General features: G+C 71.2%; 21 protein-coding genes. 14 read left to right on the top strand and 7 right to left on the bottom strand.

Annotated features, from left to right (window positions below; translation table 11 throughout):
* The first annotated feature begins 86 nt into the window (after nt 1–86).
* From BLW32_RS23105 to BLW32_RS23065, 9 genes are all read left to right on the top strand, one after another.
* Nucleotides 87–968: an ABC transporter ATP-binding protein gene (locus BLW32_RS23105; RefSeq protein ID WP_068523279.1), complete on the top strand. Its 882-nt coding sequence runs from the start codon at nt 87–89 to the stop codon at nt 966–968.
* Nucleotides 965–1,738: an ABC transporter permease gene (locus tag BLW32_RS23100; RefSeq protein ID WP_068741528.1), complete on the top strand. Its 774-nt coding sequence runs from the start codon at nt 965–967 to the stop codon at nt 1,736–1,738. The genes BLW32_RS23105 and BLW32_RS23100 overlap by 4 nt, the downstream gene beginning before the upstream one ends.
* A gap of 50 nt (nt 1,739–1,788) precedes the next feature.
* The gene (locus tag BLW32_RS23095; protein WP_068626442.1) at nt 1,789–2,184 is read left to right on the top strand and encodes a DUF5313 family protein; all 396 of its coding nucleotides are present in this window, start codon (nt 1,789–1,791) and stop codon (nt 2,182–2,184) included.
* Nucleotides 2,185–2,193: 9 nt separating this feature from the next.
* On the top strand, nt 2,194–3,072 hold the full coding sequence (locus tag BLW32_RS23090) for a DNA-3-methyladenine glycosylase family protein (protein WP_068741529.1): 879 nt from the start codon (nt 2,194–2,196) through the stop codon (nt 3,070–3,072).
* A 344-nt stretch (nt 3,073–3,416) separates the two neighbouring features.
* Nucleotides 3,417–3,791 (top strand): 30S ribosomal protein S12, encoded by a 375-nt coding sequence (rpsL, locus tag BLW32_RS23085; protein WP_068522692.1) that lies wholly within the window; start codon nt 3,417–3,419, stop codon nt 3,789–3,791.
* Nucleotides 3,791–4,261: a 30S ribosomal protein S7 gene (rpsG, locus tag BLW32_RS23080; protein WP_068522691.1), complete on the top strand. Its 471-nt coding sequence runs from the start codon at nt 3,791–3,793 to the stop codon at nt 4,259–4,261. Before rpsL ends, rpsG begins: the two co-directional genes overlap by 1 nt.
* 85 nt (nt 4,262–4,346) lie before the next feature.
* On the top strand, nt 4,347–6,452 hold the full coding sequence (gene fusA / locus BLW32_RS23075; RefSeq protein WP_068522690.1) for an elongation factor G: 2,106 nt from the start codon (nt 4,347–4,349) through the stop codon (nt 6,450–6,452).
* A gap of 126 nt (nt 6,453–6,578) precedes the next feature.
* Nucleotides 6,579–7,769: an elongation factor Tu gene (gene tuf / locus BLW32_RS23070; RefSeq protein WP_068522689.1), complete on the top strand. Its 1,191-nt coding sequence runs from the start codon at nt 6,579–6,581 to the stop codon at nt 7,767–7,769.
* Between the two features lie 177 nt (nt 7,770–7,946).
* Nucleotides 7,947–8,306: a DUF732 domain-containing protein gene (locus BLW32_RS23065; protein ID WP_068522688.1), complete on the top strand. Its 360-nt coding sequence runs from the start codon at nt 7,947–7,949 to the stop codon at nt 8,304–8,306.
* Nucleotides 8,307–8,313: 7 nt separating this feature from the next.
* Here BLW32_RS23065 and BLW32_RS23060 read toward each other — a convergent pair whose 3' ends face one another.
* Both BLW32_RS23060 and BLW32_RS27815 read right to left on the bottom strand, forming a co-directional pair.
* Complete coding sequence (locus BLW32_RS23060; RefSeq protein ID WP_139286295.1) at nt 8,314–9,153, bottom strand: hypothetical protein; 840 nt, start codon at nt 9,151–9,153, stop codon at nt 8,314–8,316.
* Nucleotides 9,154–9,359: 206 nt separating this feature from the next.
* Nucleotides 9,360–9,518, bottom strand: coding sequence for a DUF5302 domain-containing protein (locus tag BLW32_RS27815; protein ID WP_161499604.1), 159 nt, complete (start codon nt 9,516–9,518; stop codon nt 9,360–9,362).
* 102 nt (nt 9,519–9,620) lie between these two features.
* Between BLW32_RS27815 and BLW32_RS23055 the strand changes: the two genes are divergently transcribed.
* Entirely contained in the window at nt 9,621–10,433 is an 813-nt protein-coding gene (locus BLW32_RS23055; protein WP_068741531.1) for an SDR family oxidoreductase, read from the top strand.
* Between the two features lies 1 nt (nt 10,434).
* Here the strand turns inward: BLW32_RS23055 and BLW32_RS23050 are convergent, their stop codons facing one another.
* Both BLW32_RS23050 and BLW32_RS23045 read right to left on the bottom strand, forming a co-directional pair.
* Complete coding sequence (locus BLW32_RS23050) at nt 10,435–11,550, bottom strand: alcohol dehydrogenase catalytic domain-containing protein (RefSeq protein WP_068741532.1); 1,116 nt, start codon at nt 11,548–11,550, stop codon at nt 10,435–10,437.
* A complete protein-coding gene (locus tag BLW32_RS23045; protein ID WP_068522684.1) occupies nt 11,550–12,572 on the bottom strand; it encodes a ferredoxin--NADP reductase in 1,023 nt (340 codons plus the stop codon). The genes BLW32_RS23050 and BLW32_RS23045 overlap by 1 nt, the downstream gene beginning before the upstream one ends.
* 122 nt (nt 12,573–12,694) lie before the next feature.
* On the opposite strand from BLW32_RS23045, the gene BLW32_RS23040 reads away from it, so the two are divergent.
* Both BLW32_RS23040 and BLW32_RS23035 read left to right on the top strand, forming a co-directional pair.
* Nucleotides 12,695–13,447 (top strand): M50 family metallopeptidase, encoded by a 753-nt coding sequence (locus tag BLW32_RS23040; protein WP_082791373.1) that lies wholly within the window; start codon nt 12,695–12,697, stop codon nt 13,445–13,447.
* A 104-nt stretch (nt 13,448–13,551) separates the two neighbouring features.
* Nucleotides 13,552–15,039, top strand: a complete 1,488-nt coding sequence (locus BLW32_RS23035; RefSeq protein WP_068741533.1) for a flavin-containing monooxygenase — start codon at nt 13,552–13,554, stop codon at nt 15,037–15,039.
* 18 nt (nt 15,040–15,057) lie between these two features.
* On the opposite strand, the gene BLW32_RS23030 is transcribed toward BLW32_RS23035, so the two are convergent.
* From BLW32_RS23030 to BLW32_RS23020, 3 genes are all read right to left on the bottom strand, one after another.
* Nucleotides 15,058–15,507, bottom strand: a complete 450-nt coding sequence (locus tag BLW32_RS23030) for a hypothetical protein (protein ID WP_068522682.1) — start codon at nt 15,505–15,507, stop codon at nt 15,058–15,060.
* Between the two features lie 77 nt (nt 15,508–15,584).
* Nucleotides 15,585–16,055, bottom strand: coding sequence for a hypothetical protein (locus BLW32_RS23025; protein WP_068522681.1), 471 nt, complete (start codon nt 16,053–16,055; stop codon nt 15,585–15,587).
* Between the two features lie 60 nt (nt 16,056–16,115).
* The gene (locus BLW32_RS23020) at nt 16,116–16,730 is read right to left on the bottom strand and encodes an alpha/beta hydrolase family protein (protein ID WP_068741534.1); all 615 of its coding nucleotides are present in this window, start codon (nt 16,728–16,730) and stop codon (nt 16,116–16,118) included.
* Between the two features lie 33 nt (nt 16,731–16,763).
* Between BLW32_RS23020 and BLW32_RS23015 the strand changes: the two genes are divergently transcribed.
* Together BLW32_RS23015 and BLW32_RS28385 are read left to right on the top strand one after the other, a co-directional pair.
* Nucleotides 16,764–17,861 (top strand): CaiB/BaiF CoA transferase family protein, encoded by a 1,098-nt coding sequence (locus BLW32_RS23015; RefSeq protein ID WP_068522679.1) that lies wholly within the window; start codon nt 16,764–16,766, stop codon nt 17,859–17,861.
* Between the two features lie 131 nt (nt 17,862–17,992).
* Nucleotides 17,993–19,387, top strand: coding sequence for a serine/threonine-protein kinase (locus BLW32_RS28385; protein ID WP_068741535.1), 1,395 nt, complete (start codon nt 17,993–17,995; stop codon nt 19,385–19,387).
* Nucleotides 19,388–19,390: the final 3 nt, after the last annotated feature.

Here is a 19,390-nt window from a genome sequence, read left to right as displayed (position 1 = left end):
TGATGCGCATCACAGTCCCGATCTCCACCCGCGTCTCCACCCGCAGGTGGATCCGATCGGCGCAGGTCACGGGCATCGTCGACGGCATGACACCGGCACTGGAACTCAGATCGCTGACCAAGACCTACGCGACCGCGACGGGGGAGCGCTTCACCGCCGTCGACGCCGTCGACCTCACCGTCCGGCAGGGCGAGGTCGTCGCGTTCCTCGGCCCCAACGGAGCGGGCAAGAGCACCACCATCGACATGATCCTCGGCCTCATCGCCCCCGACTCCGGCACCGCGACGCACGCCGGCACCGTCGCCGCGGTGCAGCAGTCGGGTGGGCTCCTGCCCACCCTCACCGTGCAGGACACCGTCGACCTCATCGCCGCGCTGCACCCCGGCTCCGACCCCGACGCCGCGATCGCCCGCGCCGGCCTCGGCGACCTGCGGCGGCGCACCGTCGGGAAGTGCTCCGGCGGGCAACAGCAGGCCCTGCGGTTCGCCCTGGCCCTGCTCGCCGAGCCCGACCTGCTCGTCCTCGACGAGCCCACCGCCGGCATGGACGTCGACGCGCGGCGCCGGTTCTGGGACGAGGTCCGCTCCGACGCCCGCCGCGGCACGACCGTCCTGTTCGCCACCCACTACCTCGAGGAGGCCGACCGGTTCGCCGACCGCGTCGTGATGATCGCGGGCGGGCGGATCGTCGCCGACGGCGCCACCGCCGACGTCCGCGCCGCCGCCACCGGCCGCCGCGTCTCCGCCGTCCTCGGCCCCGACGGTGCCGCCGCCCTCGTCGCGGCCGTGCCCGGCGTCCGGGTGGCGGAGGTGCGGGGCGAGCGCACCGTCTTCGCCGTCGACGGCGACCCGCGCACGTCCGACGACGCACTCCGATTCCTGCTCACCCGTACCGACGCCCGCGACGTGGAGACCCGGACCCACGGTCTCGAAGAGGCGTTCCTGCAGCTCACCGAGGAGAAGGCATGACCACCACCACGACCGCGCCCGCCTGGGGCCTGACGACGCGCTTCCTCCTGCTCGACGTGCGGCGGCAGCTGCGCAACCGGCAGACCCTCATCGTCACCACCGTCCTGCCGGTGGTGCTGTACCTGGCGCTGCACGCCCAGGCCGGGCCGGACGCGCGGTTCGCCCACGGCGACTTCGGCGCGTGGATGATGATCGGCCTCGCGCTCTACGGCTCCGCGGCCGCAGCCACCACGACGGCGGCCCAGGTCGCGGCCGAGCGGTCGACGGGGTGGGTGCGCACGCTGCGCCTCACGCCCCTCCGCCCGCCCGGGTACATCGCCTCGAAGGTGGTGAGCGCCCTGACCATGTCGGCGCTGCCGGTGCTCGTGCTCGCGGCGCTGGCCGCCGCGACCGGCGCGCAGGCCGAACCGCAGGTCTGGGTCCTGTCGCTGCTCATCGCCTGGCTCGGGTCGGCGCTCTTCGGTGCGCTCGGGCTCGCGCTCGGCCTGGCGCTGCGGCCCGAGATCGTGATGCACGTGCCGGGCCTGCTGCTCACGGTGCTGGCGTTCGGCGGCAACGTCTTCTTCCCGCTGTCGGGCGGGATGCTGACCGTCGCGCAGTGCACGCCGATGTACGGGATCACCGCGCTCGCGCGGTACCCGCTGACCGGCGGCGAGACCCTCACCGGAGCCCACACCTCGCTGGCCGGGGCCGTCGTCAACGTGGTCGTCTGGTTCGTGGTCTTCGCCGGGGCCGCGGCGCTCGCTTACCGGCGCAGCGCGGAGCGGTGACCCGATTCCACTCGATTGTGACCCGCATCACACCGGCGTAACCTGGGGGCATGTCCACGCACACTCCACAAACCACACCGAACCTCGTCCAGCGGGTGAAGTACCTCATGGGGATGCGCCTGCCCGACTCCATGCACGACTGGGTGGTCAACGACGCCACCGGCCCCGGCCACAACCGTCGCTTCTTCATCCGCGGGGCACTGATGTTCGTCCCCTTCCTCGTCGTCGCGCTGGTCCTGCCCTCGCCGCTGTGGGTCAAGCTGGCGCTCGTCGCGATGATGGCCCTGCCGGCCATCGTCTTCGTCGGCGGGTTGCGCTCGATCTACCTGCAGGAACTGCTCGCCGACAACGGGATCGACCCGCACACCGAGAGCGGCAGCCAGCTCGCCGAGCATCGCCGCCGCACCGCGGTCTACGAGGAGAAGTACCGGCACCGGGCGGCGTAGCCTCGCCGGGTGACGGCAGAACGCTCATGGGCACCGGGGTACCCCCTCGACCTGCACGGCACCGTCGGCGTGCTCCGCCGCGGCGGGGGCGATCCCGCCTACGCGCGGACGCCCGACGGCGCGCTCTGGCGCGCCGTGCACACCCCGGACGGCCCGGGAACGCTCCGCCTGCACCTCGCCGCCGGCGTCGTGACGGCGCGCGCGTGGGGGAGCGGCGCCGACTGGCTCCTCGAGAACGCCCCCGCGCTGATCGGCGCGGACGACGACCCGTCGGCCCTGGTACCGCGGCACGCCGTCGTCGAGCGGGCCGTGGCGGCCTCGCCCGGCCTGCGGCTCACCCGGTCGAACCGCGTCTGGGAGGCGCTCGTGCCGACCGTGCTGGAGCAGAAGGTCGTCGGTGCCGAGGCGTGGCGATCCTGGCGGTACCTGGTCCGACGGTTCGGCACCGTAGCCCCGGGCCCGACGGTCGGCCCCGACCTGCGGGTGCCGCCGCAGCGCGCCGAGTGGGCCGCGATCCCCGCGTGGGAATGGCACCGCGCCGGCGTGGAGCCCGTGCGGATGCGCACGATCATCGGGGCGAGCGCCGTCGCGGTCGAGCATCGCGCCGCGAAGCTCGGGGCCCTCCCCGGCATCGGGCCGTGGACCGTCGGGGACGTGCTCGGGAAGGCGTGCGGCGATCCGGACGCCGTGCCGGTGGGCGACTACCACCTCCCGCGGATCGTGGGAATAGCGCTCGCCGGCGAGGCGTTGGACGATCCCGGAATGCTCGAGGTGCTCGAGCCCTACCGCGGCCAGCGCGGGCGGGTGATCCGGCTGCTGGTCCGGGCGGGCGTCGACCGCGAACGCCGCGGGCCACGGGTGCCGGTGCGCGACTATCGTGGCCTGTAGGCAATGCATTTTGACCAGTGTGAGTTCAGACGGGTAAGCTTGGTCGCCGTGCCTGGGTAACCAGGACTATTCTCACGTGCCCATGGCTAGGCCGGACCTCCGGAACCGCCCACGGACACGCGACACGCCCGACCTCGGGGTACGTGCGAGGCGGGTAGCTACTTCCCGGAAACGGGACTGACCAGCGGAAACGATGCGAGTCGTGGAAGCCGGTGGGGCCGCGCTGCGGAAGTCGTCGTTCTTCGCCCGTCGAAGAAGGGCGCTTGCCCGGAGCTACAACCGCAGCAGTAGGAAGAGCCGGCCGTGCGGCCGGCGACAGCCGAAACGAAGGAAACAGCGCTTCTATGCCAACTATCAACCAGCTGGTCCGCAAGGGCCGCCGGGACAAGGCGTCCAAGACGAAGGTGGCCGCCCTCAAGGGCTCGCCGCAGCGTCGTGGCGTGTGCACCCGCGTCTACACCACGACCCCGAAGAAGCCGAACTCGGCTCTCCGTAAGGTCGCCCGCGTCCGTCTGACGAGTTCGGTCGAGGTCACCGCGTACATCCCCGGCGAAGGCCACAACCTTCAGGAGCACTCGATGGTGCTCGTCCGTGGCGGTCGTGTGAAGGACCTCCCGGGTGTTCGCTACAAGATCATCCGCGGTTCGCTCGACACCCAGGGTGTCAAGAACCGCAAGCAGGCGCGGAGCCGCTACGGCGCGAAGAAGGAGAAGGGCTGATGCCTCGTAAGGGACCGGCGCCCAAGCGCCCCGTCGTCAATGACCCCGTCTACGGCTCGCAGGTCGTCACGCAGCTCGTGAACAAGGTGCTGCTGGACGGCAAGAAGTCGACCGCCGAGCGCATCGTCTACGGCGCGCTCGAGGCCACCCGTGAGAAGACCGGCACCGATCCGGTTCTCACCCTCAAGAAGGCGCTCGACAACGTCCGCCCGTCGCTCGAGGTGAAGAGCCGCCGCGTCGGTGGCGCCACCTACCAGGTGCCGATCGAGGTGAAGGCCGGTCGTGCCAACACCCTCGCGCTGCGCTGGCTGGTGACCTTCACGCGGCAGCGTCGCGAGAAGACCATGGTCGAGCGGCTCGCCAACGAGATCCTCGATGCGAGCAACGGCCTGGGCGCTTCCGTGAAGCGTCGCGAGGACACCCACAAGATGGCCGAGGCCAACCGGGCGTTCGCGCACTACCGCTGGTGATCTGATCCCGCGGGCCGGCCCTCCCGGCCGGCCCGCGGGACACCGGAGTTCCAACCATCCTTTTACGAGAACGAGGCTTACCACCGTGGCACAGGAAGTGCTTACCGACCTCACGAAGGTCCGCAACATCGGCATCATGGCGCATATCGATGCCGGTAAGACCACCACGACCGAGCGCATCCTCTTCTACACCGGTGTGAACTACAAGATCGGTGAGACCCACGACGGTGCCTCGACCACCGACTGGATGGAGCAGGAGAAGGAGCGGGGTATCACCATCACCTCCGCAGCCGTGACCTGCTTCTGGAAGAAGAACCAGATCAACATCATCGACACCCCCGGGCACGTCGACTTCACGGTCGAGGTGGAGCGTTCGCTCCGCGTGCTCGACGGCGCCGTCGCCGTCTTCGACGGCAAGGAGGGCGTCGAGCCCCAGTCGGAGCAGGTGTGGCGTCAGGCCGAGAAGTACGACGTCCCGCGTATCTGCTTCGTCAACAAGATGGACAAGCTGGGCGCCGACTTCTACTTCACCGTGCGCACCATCGAGGACCGCCTCGGTGCCAAGCCGCTCGTCCTGCAGCTGCCGATCGGCGCGGAGGACGAGTTCGACGGTGTCGTCGACCTGCTCGAGATGAAGGCCATCACCTGGCGCGGCGTCGTCGAGATCGGCGCCGAGCCGACCATCGAGGAGATCCCCGCCGACCTCGCCGACAAGGCCGCCGAGTACCGCGAGAAGCTGCTCGAGACCGTCGCCGAGTCCGACGAGGCTCTGATGGAGAAGTACTTCGCCGGCGAGGAGCTCTCGATCGAGGAGATCAAGGCTCAGATCCGCAAGCTCACCGTCGCGCGCGAGCTCTACCCCGTGCTGTGCGGCTCGGCGTTCAAGAACAAGGGCGTGCAGCCCATGCTCGACGCCGTGATCGACTACCTCCCCAGCCCGCTCGACGTGCCCTCCATCGAGGGCCACGCCGTGGGCGACGAGGAGAAGATCCTCTCGCGCAAGCCCAGCAAGGACGAGCCCTTCGCGGCCCTGGCCTTCAAGATCGCCGCGCACCCGTTCTTCGGCAAGCTGACCTTCGTCCGCGTGTACTCGGGTCACATCGACTCGGGCACCGGCGTGCTCAACGCCACGAAGGGCAACAAGGAGCGCATCGGCAAGCTCTTCCAGATGCACGCCAACAAGGAGATGCCCGTCGAGGATGCGACCGCCGGTCACATCTACGCGATGATCGGTCTGAAGAACACCACGACCGGTGACACCCTCTGCGATCCGGCGAACCCGATCGTGCTCGAGTCCATGTCCTTCCCGGACCCGGTCATCAACGTCTCGATCGAGCCGAAGACCAAGTCCGACCAGGAGAAGCTCGGCGTCGCGATCCAGAAGCTCGCCGAGGAGGACCCCACCTTCTCCGTCGAGCTCGACGAGCAGACCGGCCAGACCGTCATCGGCGGCATGGGCGAGCTGCACCTCGACATCCTCGTCGACCGCATGCGTCGCGAGTTCAAGGTCGAGGCCAACGTCGGCAAGCCGCAGGTGGCCTACCGCGAGACGATCCGTCGTCCCGTCGAGAAGCACGAGTACACCCACAAGAAGCAGACGGGTGGCTCGGGCCAGTTCGCGCGCGTCATCATCAAGCTGGAGCCGCTGGAGGACGCCGAGGACGGCGCCACCTACGAGTTCGTCAACGCCGTGACCGGTGGCCGCGTCCCGAAGGAGTACATCCCTTCGGTCGACGCCGGCGCGCAGGACGCGATGCAGTACGGCGTGCTCGCGGGCTACCCGCTGGTGAACGTCAAGGTCACGCTGCTCGACGGCGCGTACCACGACGTTGACTCGTCCGAGATGGCGTTCAAGATCGCCGGCGCGCAGGCCTTCAAGGAGGCCGCCCGTCAGGCCGGTCCCGTCATCCTCGAGCCCATCATGGCTGTCGAGGTCACGACCCCCGAGGACTACATGGGTGACGTGATCGGCGACCTCAACTCCCGCCGTGGCCAGATCCAGGCCATGGAGGAACGCAGCGGTGCCCGCCTCGTGAAGGCTCAGGTTCCGCTGTCGGAGATGTTCGGCTACATCGGCGACCTCCGGTCGAAGACCCAGGGCCGGGCGAACTACTCCATGGTTTTCGATTCGTACGCCGAGGTTCCGGCGAACGTCTCGAAGGAGATCATCGCGAAGGTGAACGGGGAGTAATTCTCCCCGCTCTCCGGAGCGTGGCGCTTAGGCGTCTGGCGCCTCGGCGTCGAAAACAACAACAGTAAGAAATCACCCTTGCGGGGCAACCGGCCCGGCAAGCACTCAAGTCCAGGAGGACACCAAGTGGCGAAGGCGAAGTTCGAGCGGACCAAGCCGCACGTGAACATCGGCACCATCGGTCACGTCGACCACGGCAAGACCACCCTGACGGCTGCCATCACCAAGGTTCTGGCCGAGAAGTACCCGGACCTCAACGAGGCCTCGGCGTTCGATCAGATCGATAAGGCGCCCGAGGAGAAGGCTCGTGGCATCACGATCAACATCTCGCACGTCGAGTACCAGACCGAGAAGCGCCACTACGCTCACGTCGATGCGCCGGGTCACGCCGACTACATCAAGAACATGATCACCGGTGCCGCTCAGATGGACGGCGCGATCCTGGTCGTGGCCGCCACCGACGGCCCGATGCCGCAGACCCGCGAGCACGTGCTGCTCGCGCGCCAGGTCGGCGTGCCCTACATCCTGGTCGCCCTGAACAAGTGCGACATGGTCGACGACGAGGAGATCCTCGAGCTCGTCGAGATGGAGGTCCGCGAGCTGCTGGGTTCGCAGGAGTTCGACGAGGACGCCCCCGTCGTCCGCGTCTCCGGCTACCAGGCCCTGCAGGGCGATGCCAAGTGGGTCGATTCGATCGTCGAGCTGATGAACGCCGTCGACGAGTCCATCCCGGACCCCGAGCGTGAGACCGACAAGCCCTTCCTGATGCCGGTCGAGGACGTCTTCACGATCACCGGTCGTGGCACCGTCGTCACCGGTCGCGTCGAGCGCGGCATCATCAACGTGAACGAGGAGGTGGAGATCGTCGGCATCCGCGAGAAGTCGACCAAGACCACCGTCACGGGCATCGAGATGTTCCGCAAGCTGCTCGACTCGGGCCAGGCGGGCGACAACGTCGGCCTGCTGGTCCGTGGCCTCAAGCGCGAGGACGTCGAGCGCGGCCAGGTCGTCGTGAAGCCGGGCACCACCACCCCGCACACGGAGTTCGAGGGCCAGGCGTACATCCTGTCGAAGGACGAGGGCGGCCGCCACACTCCGTTCTTCAACAACTACCGTCCGCAGTTCTACTTCCGTACCACGGACGTGACCGGCGTCGTGACCCTCCCCGAGGGCACCGAGATGGTCATGCCCGGCGACAACACCGAGATGAGCGTCAAGCTCATCCAGCCGGTCGCCATGGACGAGGGCCTGCGCTTCGCGATCCGCGAGGGTGGCCGCACCGTCGGTGCCGGCCGCGTCACCAAGATCATCGCCTGATCTAGGTAGTCAGCCGTGAACGGCGCCTCTCCCGCACGGGAGGGGCGCCGTTCCGCGTTTCCGGGGTTCGACGGTGCCGCCGCGGGCTCCGGGATTCCGGGCCGGAGCGGGCCGCCGTCGGCGATAATCCCTCTACACGTGGGGCACGGGCCCGCCGGAGGCGAGGAGAGAAGACGGATGCCGAAGCTGATGAGAGTCCTGGCGTCGACGGTCGCGGCGCTGGGCTGCGCCGCGCTCGTGCAGGCGCCCGCGCACGCCGACGGCCGGCTCGACGAGGGCCGCTTCGTGGTGGTGACGAAGAACCTCCACGACTTCACGAAGCCGTTCGGCGACCGGACCACCGACGGCCAGATGGTGCGCTTCGGCTACCGCGCGTGCGCCGCCCTGGACCGCAACCGCGCGAGCACCGCCGGCGCGACGCGCGACCTCTACAACGACGAGCGGGCCTTCCCGCTGTGGGAGCGGCAGCAACTGGTCTTCTACGCCGCGCAGTACCTGTGCGTCCGTCACCTGGACCGGTACAAGACCTACCCGTGACCCGCGGTCAGCGGGCCAGGTAGCGGGCGAAGGTCCAGCCGTAGACGGCCGAATCCAGATCGTGCCGGGCCGCCGCGATCGCGACCTCCACCAGCGCCCGCTCGACGAGCCGGGACCGGAGGGCGGCACCGTCGGGCGGGCCGCCCCCGGCGGTCAGCGACCGGGGAGGCGTGCGCGCCAGGCTCAGGGCGTCGGCGAGCGCGTCCTGGTCGAGCAGCAACTGATCGAGGACCGCGGGCGGGAGCTCGCGCCCCGCCGAAAGGTAGCGCCGCGCCTCGGTGCGCGCCTCGTCCACCCCGATCGCGTACTCGGGTTCGACGGTGACCCGCTCCAGATCGCGCAGGAGCGCGCGGGCCTGGCGGTCGGCCTCGTCGGGGCCCAGGGAGCGGAGATGGGCGACCCGCTCGGGGGAGGCGACGAGCTCGAACCGGGTGACGCGGTGCGGCAGCACCTGGCCGGGGTGCCGCTCGCCGACGAGCTTCCACGGGCCGTTCGGGATGTGGTGTGCGCGGCTCGGGTGCGTGGTGGCGACCGCGTGGATCGCGTACCCCTCGGCCGCGGCGAACTCGACGAGCTGGCGCACGGGGTCGTCGACGGTGGACCACGCGGCCGCGGTCGGGACGTTCCAGAGCACGCGCACGCCGGCCGGGACGATGGTGCCGAGCGGCAGCCAGCCGGCGTCGGTGGTGGTGACGACCAGGAGCGGCTCGGGGCCGCGGGTGAGGTAGGCGGCGGCCCAGTTCAGGCCCGACTCCGGGAGGTGCGGACCGCCGCGGAGCGACCCCAGGATCGACGCGATGACGGCCCGGACCTGGTGAACGGCAGGGTTTTCCGGCGGTGCGTCCACCGGCACCGGTCGGCGCACGATCGGGACGGGGATGAGCAGCGGAAGGTCGATGACACCCTCCTCGTGCGACCGTCGTAGTGCGATCGCAAGTCTATCGGACGCCCCGGGCCGTCGCCGACGGCAGGACGTGACGGTCGCCACGCCGCTGGTCGGCACGTAGGAGGCCCGGCGACCCCCGTGGGGGCCGCCGGGCCTCGCGTCGTGCGTTATCCGCTCTTGCGGCGGAACTGCTGCTGGTGGCTCTCCGACCCGTGCGGGGTCTGCGGCTTCGCAGAACCATCGAGGTGGGCGGAGCCCTTGCGATTCGACGCGTTCTTGCGTTCGAGTGCTTCCTTGAACTTGTCGGCGATACCGTCGGCGGTCATGGTGTCGTCTCCTCTCGTCGGCGTGGGTTCACGCTAAACCGGACAGGGGCGGATGTCACCCGATTTGCCGGAAGGCCGTTCGCTGGGGGAAGGATCAAGGACATGAGCATGTACGTGGTGACGGGGGCGGCCTCGGGATTGGGCGCGGCGACCGCCGAACGGCTGCACGCCGCGGGGCACGGCGTGATCGGCGTCGACCTGCGCGGGACCGACGTCGAGGCCGATCTCGGGACGCCCGGGGGCCGGTTCGAGGCGGTCGCGCGGATCGGCGAACTCGTGGGCTCCGCGCCGCTCGCCGGCTTCGCCGCCTTCGCGGGCCTGGGGCCGGCGGCGGGCCGGTCGGGCTCGTCCGTCGTCGCGGTCAACTACTTCGGGGCGGTCGACGTGCTGGTGGGGCTGCGGCCCCTGCTCGCGCGGGGGCCGTCGGCGGCGCTGCTGGTGAGCTCGAACTCCACGACCACTCAGCCGGGCTGGCCGCTGGAGCTGGCCGAGACGTGCCTCGGCGGCGACGAGCACGCCGCCGCCGACCTCGCCGATTCGTACGGCGAGTACGCCTCGATCCTGGCCTACCCGGCGACGAAGGCCGCGCTCGCGTACTTCGTGCGCACACACGCCGCGGAGTACGTGCGGCAGGGCATCCGGCTCAACGCCATCGCGCCCGGGCTGATCGACACCCCGATGACGCAGGCCGGCCGCACCGACCCGCAGCTCGGCGCGGCCATGGACGCCTTCCTCGAGCTCATCCCCGCAGGCCGCGCGGGCCGGCCGGAGGAGATCGCCGCGCTGGCGCAGTTCCTGCTCGGCCCGGAGTCCGGGTACTGCGTCGGCTCCGTCGTCTTCGCCGACGGTGGCCTCGACGCCCAGCAGCGCCCGACGGACTGGCCGCGCCCCGCGTCGCCGCCGGAGCAGGAGTAGGTCAGAACCGGATCACCTGGCGGACGGCGGCGCCGTCCGCCAGGGAGTCCATGCCCTCGTTGATCTGGTCCAGCGTGATGACGCCGCTGATCAGCTTCTCGACGGGCAGGCGTCCGGCGCGCCACAGCTCGACGTACCGCGGGATGTCGCGCTGGGGCACCGCGGAGCCGAGATAGCTGCCGATGATGGTCCGGGCCTCGGCGGTGAGCACCAGCGGGCTGATCTCGGACCGCGCAGCGGGATTCGGCAGCCCGACGGTCACCGTCCGGCCGCCGACGGCGGTGGCCGCGACCGCGGATTCGAAGGCCTTCGGGTGGCCCGCCGCCTCGATCACGACCGGCGCGCGCACGTCGGCCTCGGCCAATTCCGCAGGGGTGTAGGCGGCGTCGGCGCCGAGGGCGCGCACCTGTTCCAGCTTCGCGGGCTGCGCGTCGACGCCGATGACGCGGCCGACGGCACCGTCGGCCTGCAGGGACAGGGCGGTGAGGACGGCGGCCATGCCGACCCCGCCCAGGCCGATGACGATCACGTCGTCGCCGTTCGACGGCGCGCCCGCGTTGAGCACGGCGCCGCCGCCGGTCAGCACCGCGCAGCCGAGGACGGCCGCGATCTCCGGCGGCACATCGGCGTCCACGCGGGTGACCGAGCGGGCGTCCACCACGGTGTGCGTGGCGAAGCCGGAGACGCCGAGGTGGTGATGCACCTCCGCACCGTCGCGCGAGAGCCGTCGCCCTCCGCCCAGCAGCTCGCCGGCGTTGTTCGCGACGCTGCCCGGCGTGCACGGAAGCTGGCCGTCCGTGCGGCAATTGGCGCACTCCCCGCAGCGGGGGAGGAAGGCCATGACGACGCGGTCGCCGACCGCGACGCCCTCCGTGCCCGGCCCGAGCTCCTCGACGATGCCCGCGGCCTCGTGGCCCAGCAGCATCGGCACCGGGCGGACGCGGTTCCCGTCGACCACGGACAGGTCCGAATGGCACAGGCCCGCAGCCTCGATGCGGACCAGCAGCTCGCCGGGGCCCGGCGGCGCGAGCTCGAGCTCGCCCACCGAGATCGGGGACGACTGCGCGTACGGACGCGCGCGCCCGATCTCCTCCAGCACCGCTCCGCGGATCCGCATCAGTACTCGACCTCCAACTCCGGCGACGTCGGCTTCGCCTGGCACCCCAGAATGTAGCCGTCCTCGGCATCGTCGGGGTCGAGTCCGTCGGTCACCGCCATCTCGACGGTGCCCTTCGTCAGCTTGCACAGGCAGGTCGCGCACTCGCCCGACTGGCACGAGTAGGGCACGTCGTGGCCGTTGTTGATGAGCACGTCCACCAACGATTCGCCCGCGGGCCACGGCACCGTGAACGTCGCGCCCAGGTTGTGGACGGTGACCTGCGGCGAGTCCGCGGTGACCTCCACCTCGTGGGGCACGATGTCGGCGAAGGCGTCGCCGGTGAGCGAGGCGTAGATCTCCTGGTGCACCTGCTCTCGCGGGGTCCCGATGACCTTCGCGGCCTCCTTGCAGGCGGCCATGAACTCGTCGCGGCCGCACAGGTAGGTGTTGCGGGAGTGGTAGGGCGTGAGCAGCGCGGACAGCATGTCGGCGTCGGGGATCCCGCGCTCGGACTCCATCCACCAGATCACGGTGAGCCGCTCGTGCTCCGCCTCGAGCCGCGCGATCTCCGCGCGGAAGATCGTGGCCTCGGGGTCGGCGTTGGCGTACAGCAGCGTGATCGGCTGCGTGCCGGCGGACAGCGCCGCCGAGAGGATGGACATGATCGGCGTGATCCCGCTGCCCGCGGCGAGCAGCAGCAGCGGCACGTCCAGGCTCTCCGGGACGAAGACGCCCGACGGGGGCAGGACCTCGAGTTCGTCGCCGACCGCGATGTTGTCGCAGAGCCAGTTCGAGGCGTACCCGTCGACGGTCCGCTTGACGGTCACGCCGGGCTTCGCATCGTCGAAGGGCGAGGTGTAGAGCGAATACGACCGCGCGACGGATCCCGTCCGCTCCGAGGGAACGCGCACGGTGACGAACTGTCCGGGCCGGTAGTCCCACTCCGCGTCGAAGACGAAGGACTTCGCGAGCGCCGTCTCCTCGATCACCTCGGTCACGGTGACGATCTGACTGCGGCTCGAATGGGGGGTGAGGCTCATGCGTCCAGGTTATCGGCCGAGCGTGCGGTGGATTCTGCCCGCCCAGCGGGCACTATCGACCGCACGGGCCGGGAGAGCGCGGACTCAGCGTTCCCACAGCGGCCGTGACTACCGTGCACCGGGTGGATCCCGCCCTTCCCGACGCCCTCGCCCACGCCTGGGACCGCGTCGTCGCCGACGTGGCCGACCGCCAGCCCGCGCCCGGGGGCACGGTGCTGCTGGGCACGGCCGCCGCCGCACTCCTGCTGGTCCTGTGGCGGCCGGCGTGGCGCCGGGCCCGGCACGTGGTGACCATCGCCCACGAGGGCGGCCACGCCGTGGTCGCCGTGGCGTGCGGACGCCGGCTCAGCGGCATCCGCCTGCACTCCGACACCTCCGGGCTCACCGTCTCCCGCGGGCGCCCCCGCGGGCCCGGCATGGTCGCCACGTTCATGGCCGGCTACCCGGCTCCGACGGTGATCGGCCTGATCGCCGCGGTCCTGCTCTCCCGCGGCTACGCCCTGGCCGCGCTCTGGGCCGCGGTGCTCCTGCTGGCGCTGCTGCTCCTGCAGATCCGGAACTTCTTCGGCCTGTACGTCGTGCTCGCCGCCGCCGCCGTCGTGGTGGCCGTGTCCTGGTGGGCGAACCCGGAGGCCAAAGTCGCGCTGGCCCACCTGGGCACCTGGTTCCTGCTCTTCGGGGCGCCGCGCGCCGTCGCCGAGCTGCAGTCCGTGCGCCGCCGCGGGCGGGGCCACGAGAGCGACGCCGACCAGCTGGCGCGGCTGACCAGGATCCCCGGCGGCCTCTGGGTGGCGCTGTTCGCGATCGTGACCGGCGGGGGAGCGGTACTGGGGGTGCTCCTGCTCGTCGGGCGGGCCGGGCTCGCGCCGCTCTGAACGCCGCTCCGAGCGGGGAGGGCGGAGCGGACGGAGGCCTGTCCTACATTGGTGTAGATTCCGTGGCAGAAGACTGACGTCCCGTTCACCGAAAGGGAGTGGACATGGCTCACGACGTGATCATCGTCGGCGCGGGGTTCGGCGGCATGGGCGCCGCGATCGAACTGCTCGGCCGCGGCCGCAGCGACATCGTCATCCTGGAGCGCGAGGACGACCTGGGCGGGACGTGGCACGTCAACCACTATCCCGGCCTGTCCGTCGACATCGCCTCGGTGACCTACTCGTACTCCTTCGAGCCGAACCCGAACTGGTCGCGCCTGTACGCGCCGGGCTCCGAGCTCAAGGCCTACGCGAGCCGGGTCGCCGACAAGTACGGCCTGCGCGAGCGCATGCGCTTCGGCGTCGAGGTGACCGGCGCCGAGTGGGATCCCGCGGCCGCCGAGTGGGAGGTCACCGTCGTGCGCGACGGCGGGCTGGAGCAGAAGCTGCGCACCCGCTACCTCATCACCGCCACGGGCTTCCTGAGCCAGCCCAAGCTGCCCGACATCGAGGGCATCGACGACTTCGCCGGCACCGTCATCCACAGCGCGAAGTGGGACGACGACGCCGATCTCACCGGGCAGCGGATCGGCGTCATCGGCACCGGCGCCACCGGCGTGCAGCTGGTCCCGGAGCTGGCGAAGGTCGCCGGGCACCTCACCGTCTTCCAGCGCACCCCGATCTGGGTGGTGCCGAAGGTCGACTTCGCGGTCCCCGGGCCGCTGAAGGCCCTGTTCGGCCGCATCCCCGTCACGCAGCGCGCGGCGCGGCTCGCGAACTCCGCGGTGCTCGAGGTGCTCAGCACCGTGGGCGTGCTCAACTACAAGTACGGCCACCGGTTCAACGACCTCGCGGCGCAGCTCGCGAAGGCGCACCTGCGCGCGCAGGTCCCGGACCCGGCGATCCGCAGGGCGCTCACCCCGTCGTACTCCTTCGGCTGCAAGCGGCCGACCTTCTCCAACACGTACTTCCCGACCTTCAGCCGCGACAACGTGACCCTCGAGGCCTCGTCGATCGCGCGGGTGCTGCCGCACGGCATCGAGATGGCCGACGGCACCGTCCACGAGCTCGACACCCTCGTGCTCGCCACCGGGTTCTCGTTGTGGGAGAAGAACTTCCCCGCCATCGACGTGACGGGCCGCGACGGCCGCAACCTCGGCGAGTTCTGGCGCGAGGGCCGGTTCCAGGCCTACGAGGGCATGGCCGTGCCGAAGTTCCCCAACTTCTTCAGCCTGCACAGCCCCTACAGCTACACGGGCCTGAGCTACTTCTGGACCATCGAGGCGCAGATGGTGCACCTGCGCCGCGTCTTCGACGAGATCGACAAGCGCGGGGCGCGCACCGTCGAGGTCACCGAGCGCGCGAACGGGCAGTTCCTGGACCGGATGAGCCACCGGCTGGAGCGGTCCGTCTTCCAGCTCGGCGCGTGCGAGGGCAGCCGCAGCTACTACTTCGACCCGCACGGCGAGGCCACGCTGCTGCGGCCCAGCTCGGTGGTCGGCGCCCGCCGCGACGCCCGCGCCTTCCCGATCGACGACTACGCCTTCGCGTAGCCGCCGATCGGGCGGGGCCTACTGGACCTCGAAGACGCCGGTGCAGGACGACGGTGCCGCACCGGGAACGCGGGGCGTGACCGTGCCGGTGAACTCGACGGCCCCGGCGCCGGTCGCGACCTGCGGGAACCACATGGCGCGGTCGTCGGGGCCGAGGATCTTGGTGCCGTTCACGACCCCCGTCGCGCCGGTGGCGCGGTTCTTCCACGCGACGCGGAGATCGGTGCGGGTGTCGGTCGTGAACGGGCGGTCCCAGCGGCCGACCGTGACGTCGATCTTCCCGGGGACCGGATGCAGGTAACCGTCGGCGCCGAGGCTGTGGCCGACGGAGACGTTCGCGCCGCGGTCCGCGGCGTTGCAGACCGGGAGTTGGGCCCCCGGGGCGGCCTGCGCGGCCGCGGGGAGGGCGAGTCCGCCGGCGAGCGCTGCACCGGCGGCGAGGGCGAGTGCGGAGCGGGTGTGGATCATGCGATCTCCTTTGCTCGGGTCATTGCCTTCTCGTGTGGATCGTCGGGGCGCTGGCAGCCGTTCCGCGCCCGGGGTGGTCAGAACACCGTGTAGCCGCCCGAGCAGCTGGTCGAGGTGCGCGGTGACGTCGTGGTGACCTTCGCGGTGACGTCGATCCTTCCGGCGCCGGTGGGCACGTAGGAGAACAGGGCCACCCCGAACGGGTCGTTGCGCTTGTTGGTCTGCTGCAGCGTGCCGGTCCGCCCCGTCACGGTGTTGCGCCAGGTGAGAACCACGGTGTACGCGGCGGAATCGGGCAGCGGCACCGGTGAATGCGCCAAGCTGCCGGAGAACTCGACCTGGCCGGGAACGGCGTGGGGCGTGCCGCGCGGGTCGGTGCGGGTGGCCTGACCCGCTGTGAGGGTGAAGCTGCTGAATGCGGGCTTGCACACGACGGACACGGGGCCCGAGTTCGACTCCCTCGGTTCCGCGTTGGCCGTGGGAACAGCGAGTCCACCGGCGAGTGCTGCACCGGCGGCGAGGGCGAGTGCGGAGCGGGTGTGGATCATGCGATCTCCTTTGCTCGGGTCATTGCCTTCCCTCAGAGATCGCGGTCGAGTTTGCTGTCGTTACAGCCCGTCGAGCATTGCGGTCACGGCGTCGGCGGCCTTCGCGGGCGCGCCGGACTTCGCGGGCGCCAGGTCGTGCGCGGCCGCGACCTCGACGGTCGTCGTCGGGCCGGCGATGAGCGCGGCGGCCTCCGCCATCTCCTCCGGCGAGGCGAACGGGTCGCGCCGGCCGTGCACCAGCACCGTCGGGACGGCGATGTCAGGCAGGTGCGCCGTGCGCGCCTTCTCCGGCCGGCCCGGCGGGTGCAACGGGTAGGAGAGCAGCAGCAGGCCGTCGGGGCGCTCCGGTCCCTCGGCGACGGCCATCGACGCCATCCGTCCGCCGTAGCTGTGCCCGCCCCACAGCACCGGTCCCTCGAGCTCCAGGAGGCGCGCGGTCTCCCCGAAGGCGGCCCGGTCCGCCGGCTGGCCCGACGGGGACGGCGGCCCCTTCGGCCGCAGCCGCCGGAACGGCAGGTCGATCCGCACCGTGCGCACGCCGCGCTGCGCGAGTTCCTCGCCCAGCAGCCGCAGCATCGCCTGGTCGCGGTTGCCGCCGGCACCGTGGGCGAGGATCAGCGTCGCGCGGACTGCGGCCTCGGGGCCTTCGGGGTCGTGAATCGAGAGCCAGGTCACCCGTCCAGGGTACGGGCAAGTTAACGTGCATTCATGACTGATTCGAAGCAGGGTCCCCTCGCGGGACTGAAGGTGGTCGAGTTCGCCGGTCTCGGCCCCGCCCCGCACGCCGCGATGCTCCTCGCCGACCAGGGCGCCGACGTCGTCTCGGTGCAGCGGCCCGGCATCGGCGTGAACGGCATCACGGGCACCCCGTCGGGCGTCAAGCGCGGCCGCACCATCGTCGAGGCCGACCTGAAGAACCCGGCCGACATCGCCGCGATCCTCGATCTCATCGACCGCGCCGACGTGATCGTCGAGGGCTTCCGCCCCGGCGTCATGGAGCGCCTCGGCCTCGGCCCCGACGTGGTGCTCGAGCGCAACCCCCGCATCGTCTTCGCCCGGATGACCGGCTGGGGCCAGGACGGCCCGTTCGCGCAGCGCGCCGGCCACGACATGAACTACATCTCCCTGACCGGACTGCTGCACGCCATCGGCCGGCAGGGCGAGCGGCCGGTGCCGCCGCTCAACCTCGTCGGCGACTTCGCCGGCGGCTCGATGTTCCTCGTCTTCGGCGTGCTCGCGGCGCTCTACGAGCGCAACACGTCGGGCAAGGGGCAGGTCATCGACGTCGCCATGGTCGACGGTGCCTCCCTCATCGGGCAGATGCAGTGGGACTTCCGGGGCCAGGGCATCTGGAGCGACGAGCGCGGCGTGAACACCCTCGACGGCGGCGCGCCCTTCTACGACACCTACGAGACCGCCGACGGCAAGTACGTCTCCGTCGGCGCCATCGAGCCGCAGTTCTTCGCCGAACTGCTCGACAAGCTGGGCCTCAAGCAGGAGGACCTGCCCTACCAGCTCGATCAGGCCCGGTGGCCCGAGCTGCGCGCCGCGCTCGAGGCCGCGCTGAAGACGAGGACCCGCGACGAGTGGGCCGAGGTCTTCTTCGACTCCGACGCCTGCGTCGCGCCGATCCTCACCTTCGAGGAGGCCTCGAAGCACCCGCACATGGCCGCCCGGCAGAACCTGCAGGAGGTCGGGGGAGCGATGGCCCCGATGCCCGCGCCGCGCTTCTCCCGCACGCCCGCCGCGACGCCCGAGGCGCCGAACCCCACGGCCGTCGACCCGGCGACGCTCTGGCGCGACTGATCGTCGGATAGCTCCGTCTCGAAACCGGCGGAAAACGCGGTCGCGCCGCGGTATTCGCGGCGCGATCGCAAATAACGCCGGTTTCGGGAGGTATGCCGGAAGCCGTCTGTGGGGGCCGCTAGGATTCGCCCATGTCGATGCAGGCCGGTGCAGAATTCGCCGGATTCCGGGTGGTCCGCCGGTTGGGCGCGGGAGGGATGGGCGAGGTCTACCTCGTCGCGCACCCGCGGCTGCCGCGCGAGGAGGCGCTGAAGATCCTCCCGCAGGAGCTCTCCACGGACGAGTCCTACCGCGTGCGGTTCAACCGCGAGGCGGACCTCGCCGCCACGCTGTTCCACCCGAACATCGTCGGCGTGCACGACCGCGGCGAGTCCGACGGCAAGCTGTGGCTGTCGATGGACTACGTCGCCGGCGTCGACCTCGACGCCCTGCTCCGCGACCGGCACCCGCGCGGGCTGCCCGTCGCCGACGTGGTCTCCGTGATCACCCAGGTCGCCGGCGCGCTCGACCACGCGCACGGCAAGGGCCTGATCCACCGGGACGTGAAGCCCGCGAACATCCTGCTCGCGGAGTCGGGGGCCGACGCGAGCGGCCGCGTCCTGCTCGCGGACTTCGGCATCGCCCGCCGGATGGACGACGACGCCGGCCTCACCGCCACGAACACCGCGGTGGGCACGGTGACCTACGCGGCGCCCGAGCAACTGGCCGACGAGGCCGTCGACGGCCGCACCGATCAGTACGCGCTCGCCGCGACCGCGCTCACCCTGCTCACCGGCCGCAGCCCCTTCGCCGGCACCACGCCCGGCGCCGTGATCAGCCGGAAGATGCGCGGCGAGGTGCCCCGTGCCGCCGAGACCGACCCGCGCCTGGCGCCCTTGGACCGCGCGCTCGCGACGGGCATGGCCCCGGACCCGGCCCGGCGCTTCCGCACCTGCGCCGACTTCGCCCGCGCCCTCGAGGCCGAGGCCGCGCACCTCGGGTCCGGACCGCTGCAGCGCGCCACGCCGCCGCCGTACGGTCGGACGCCGGCGCTGCAGCCCTCGCCGTCCCAGGCCCCGCCGACCCTGCATACCCCGCCGCCGTACGGCCGGGCGCCGACGCCCTCGCCGTACGGGCAGGCGCCGACGCCGGCACCCGCGGCCGCGCACTCCGGGCCGCCGCCCTACGGCTCGCAGCCCTCGTTCCCGGCGTTCGGCGCGGTGGCGGCCCCGTCGAAGCAGCCCTGGCAGGCGATCGTCGCGGCGATCGTCCTCATCCTGTGCGGGATCTTCGGCGTGCTGCTCGGGATCTCGGGGTTCGCGGACCCGGAGATCGGTGCTCCGGTGGGCGCGCTGTGGATCGGGTGCGCGATCGCCGGGCTCGTCGGCGCCGGCCTGCTGTTCGCCAAGCGGACGCGCACGGCGCTGATCGTGGCGACCGCGACGGCGGTGATCCTCGGCGCGACGTGCACGGGCCTCATCGCGACCGTGGCGGTCCCGATCCTGCTGTGGGTCCCGAAGCCCGTCCGGGCCTGGTACAGCGAGTAGGAG

It is taken from the genome of Tsukamurella tyrosinosolvens (genome assembly GCF_900104775.1).
In the GTDB taxonomy this organism is placed as follows: Bacteria; Actinomycetota; Actinomycetes; order Mycobacteriales; family Mycobacteriaceae; genus Tsukamurella; species Tsukamurella tyrosinosolvens.
The sequence above is the reverse complement of the archived record's forward strand: the minus strand, read 5'-3'. Positions and strand labels throughout refer to the sequence as shown.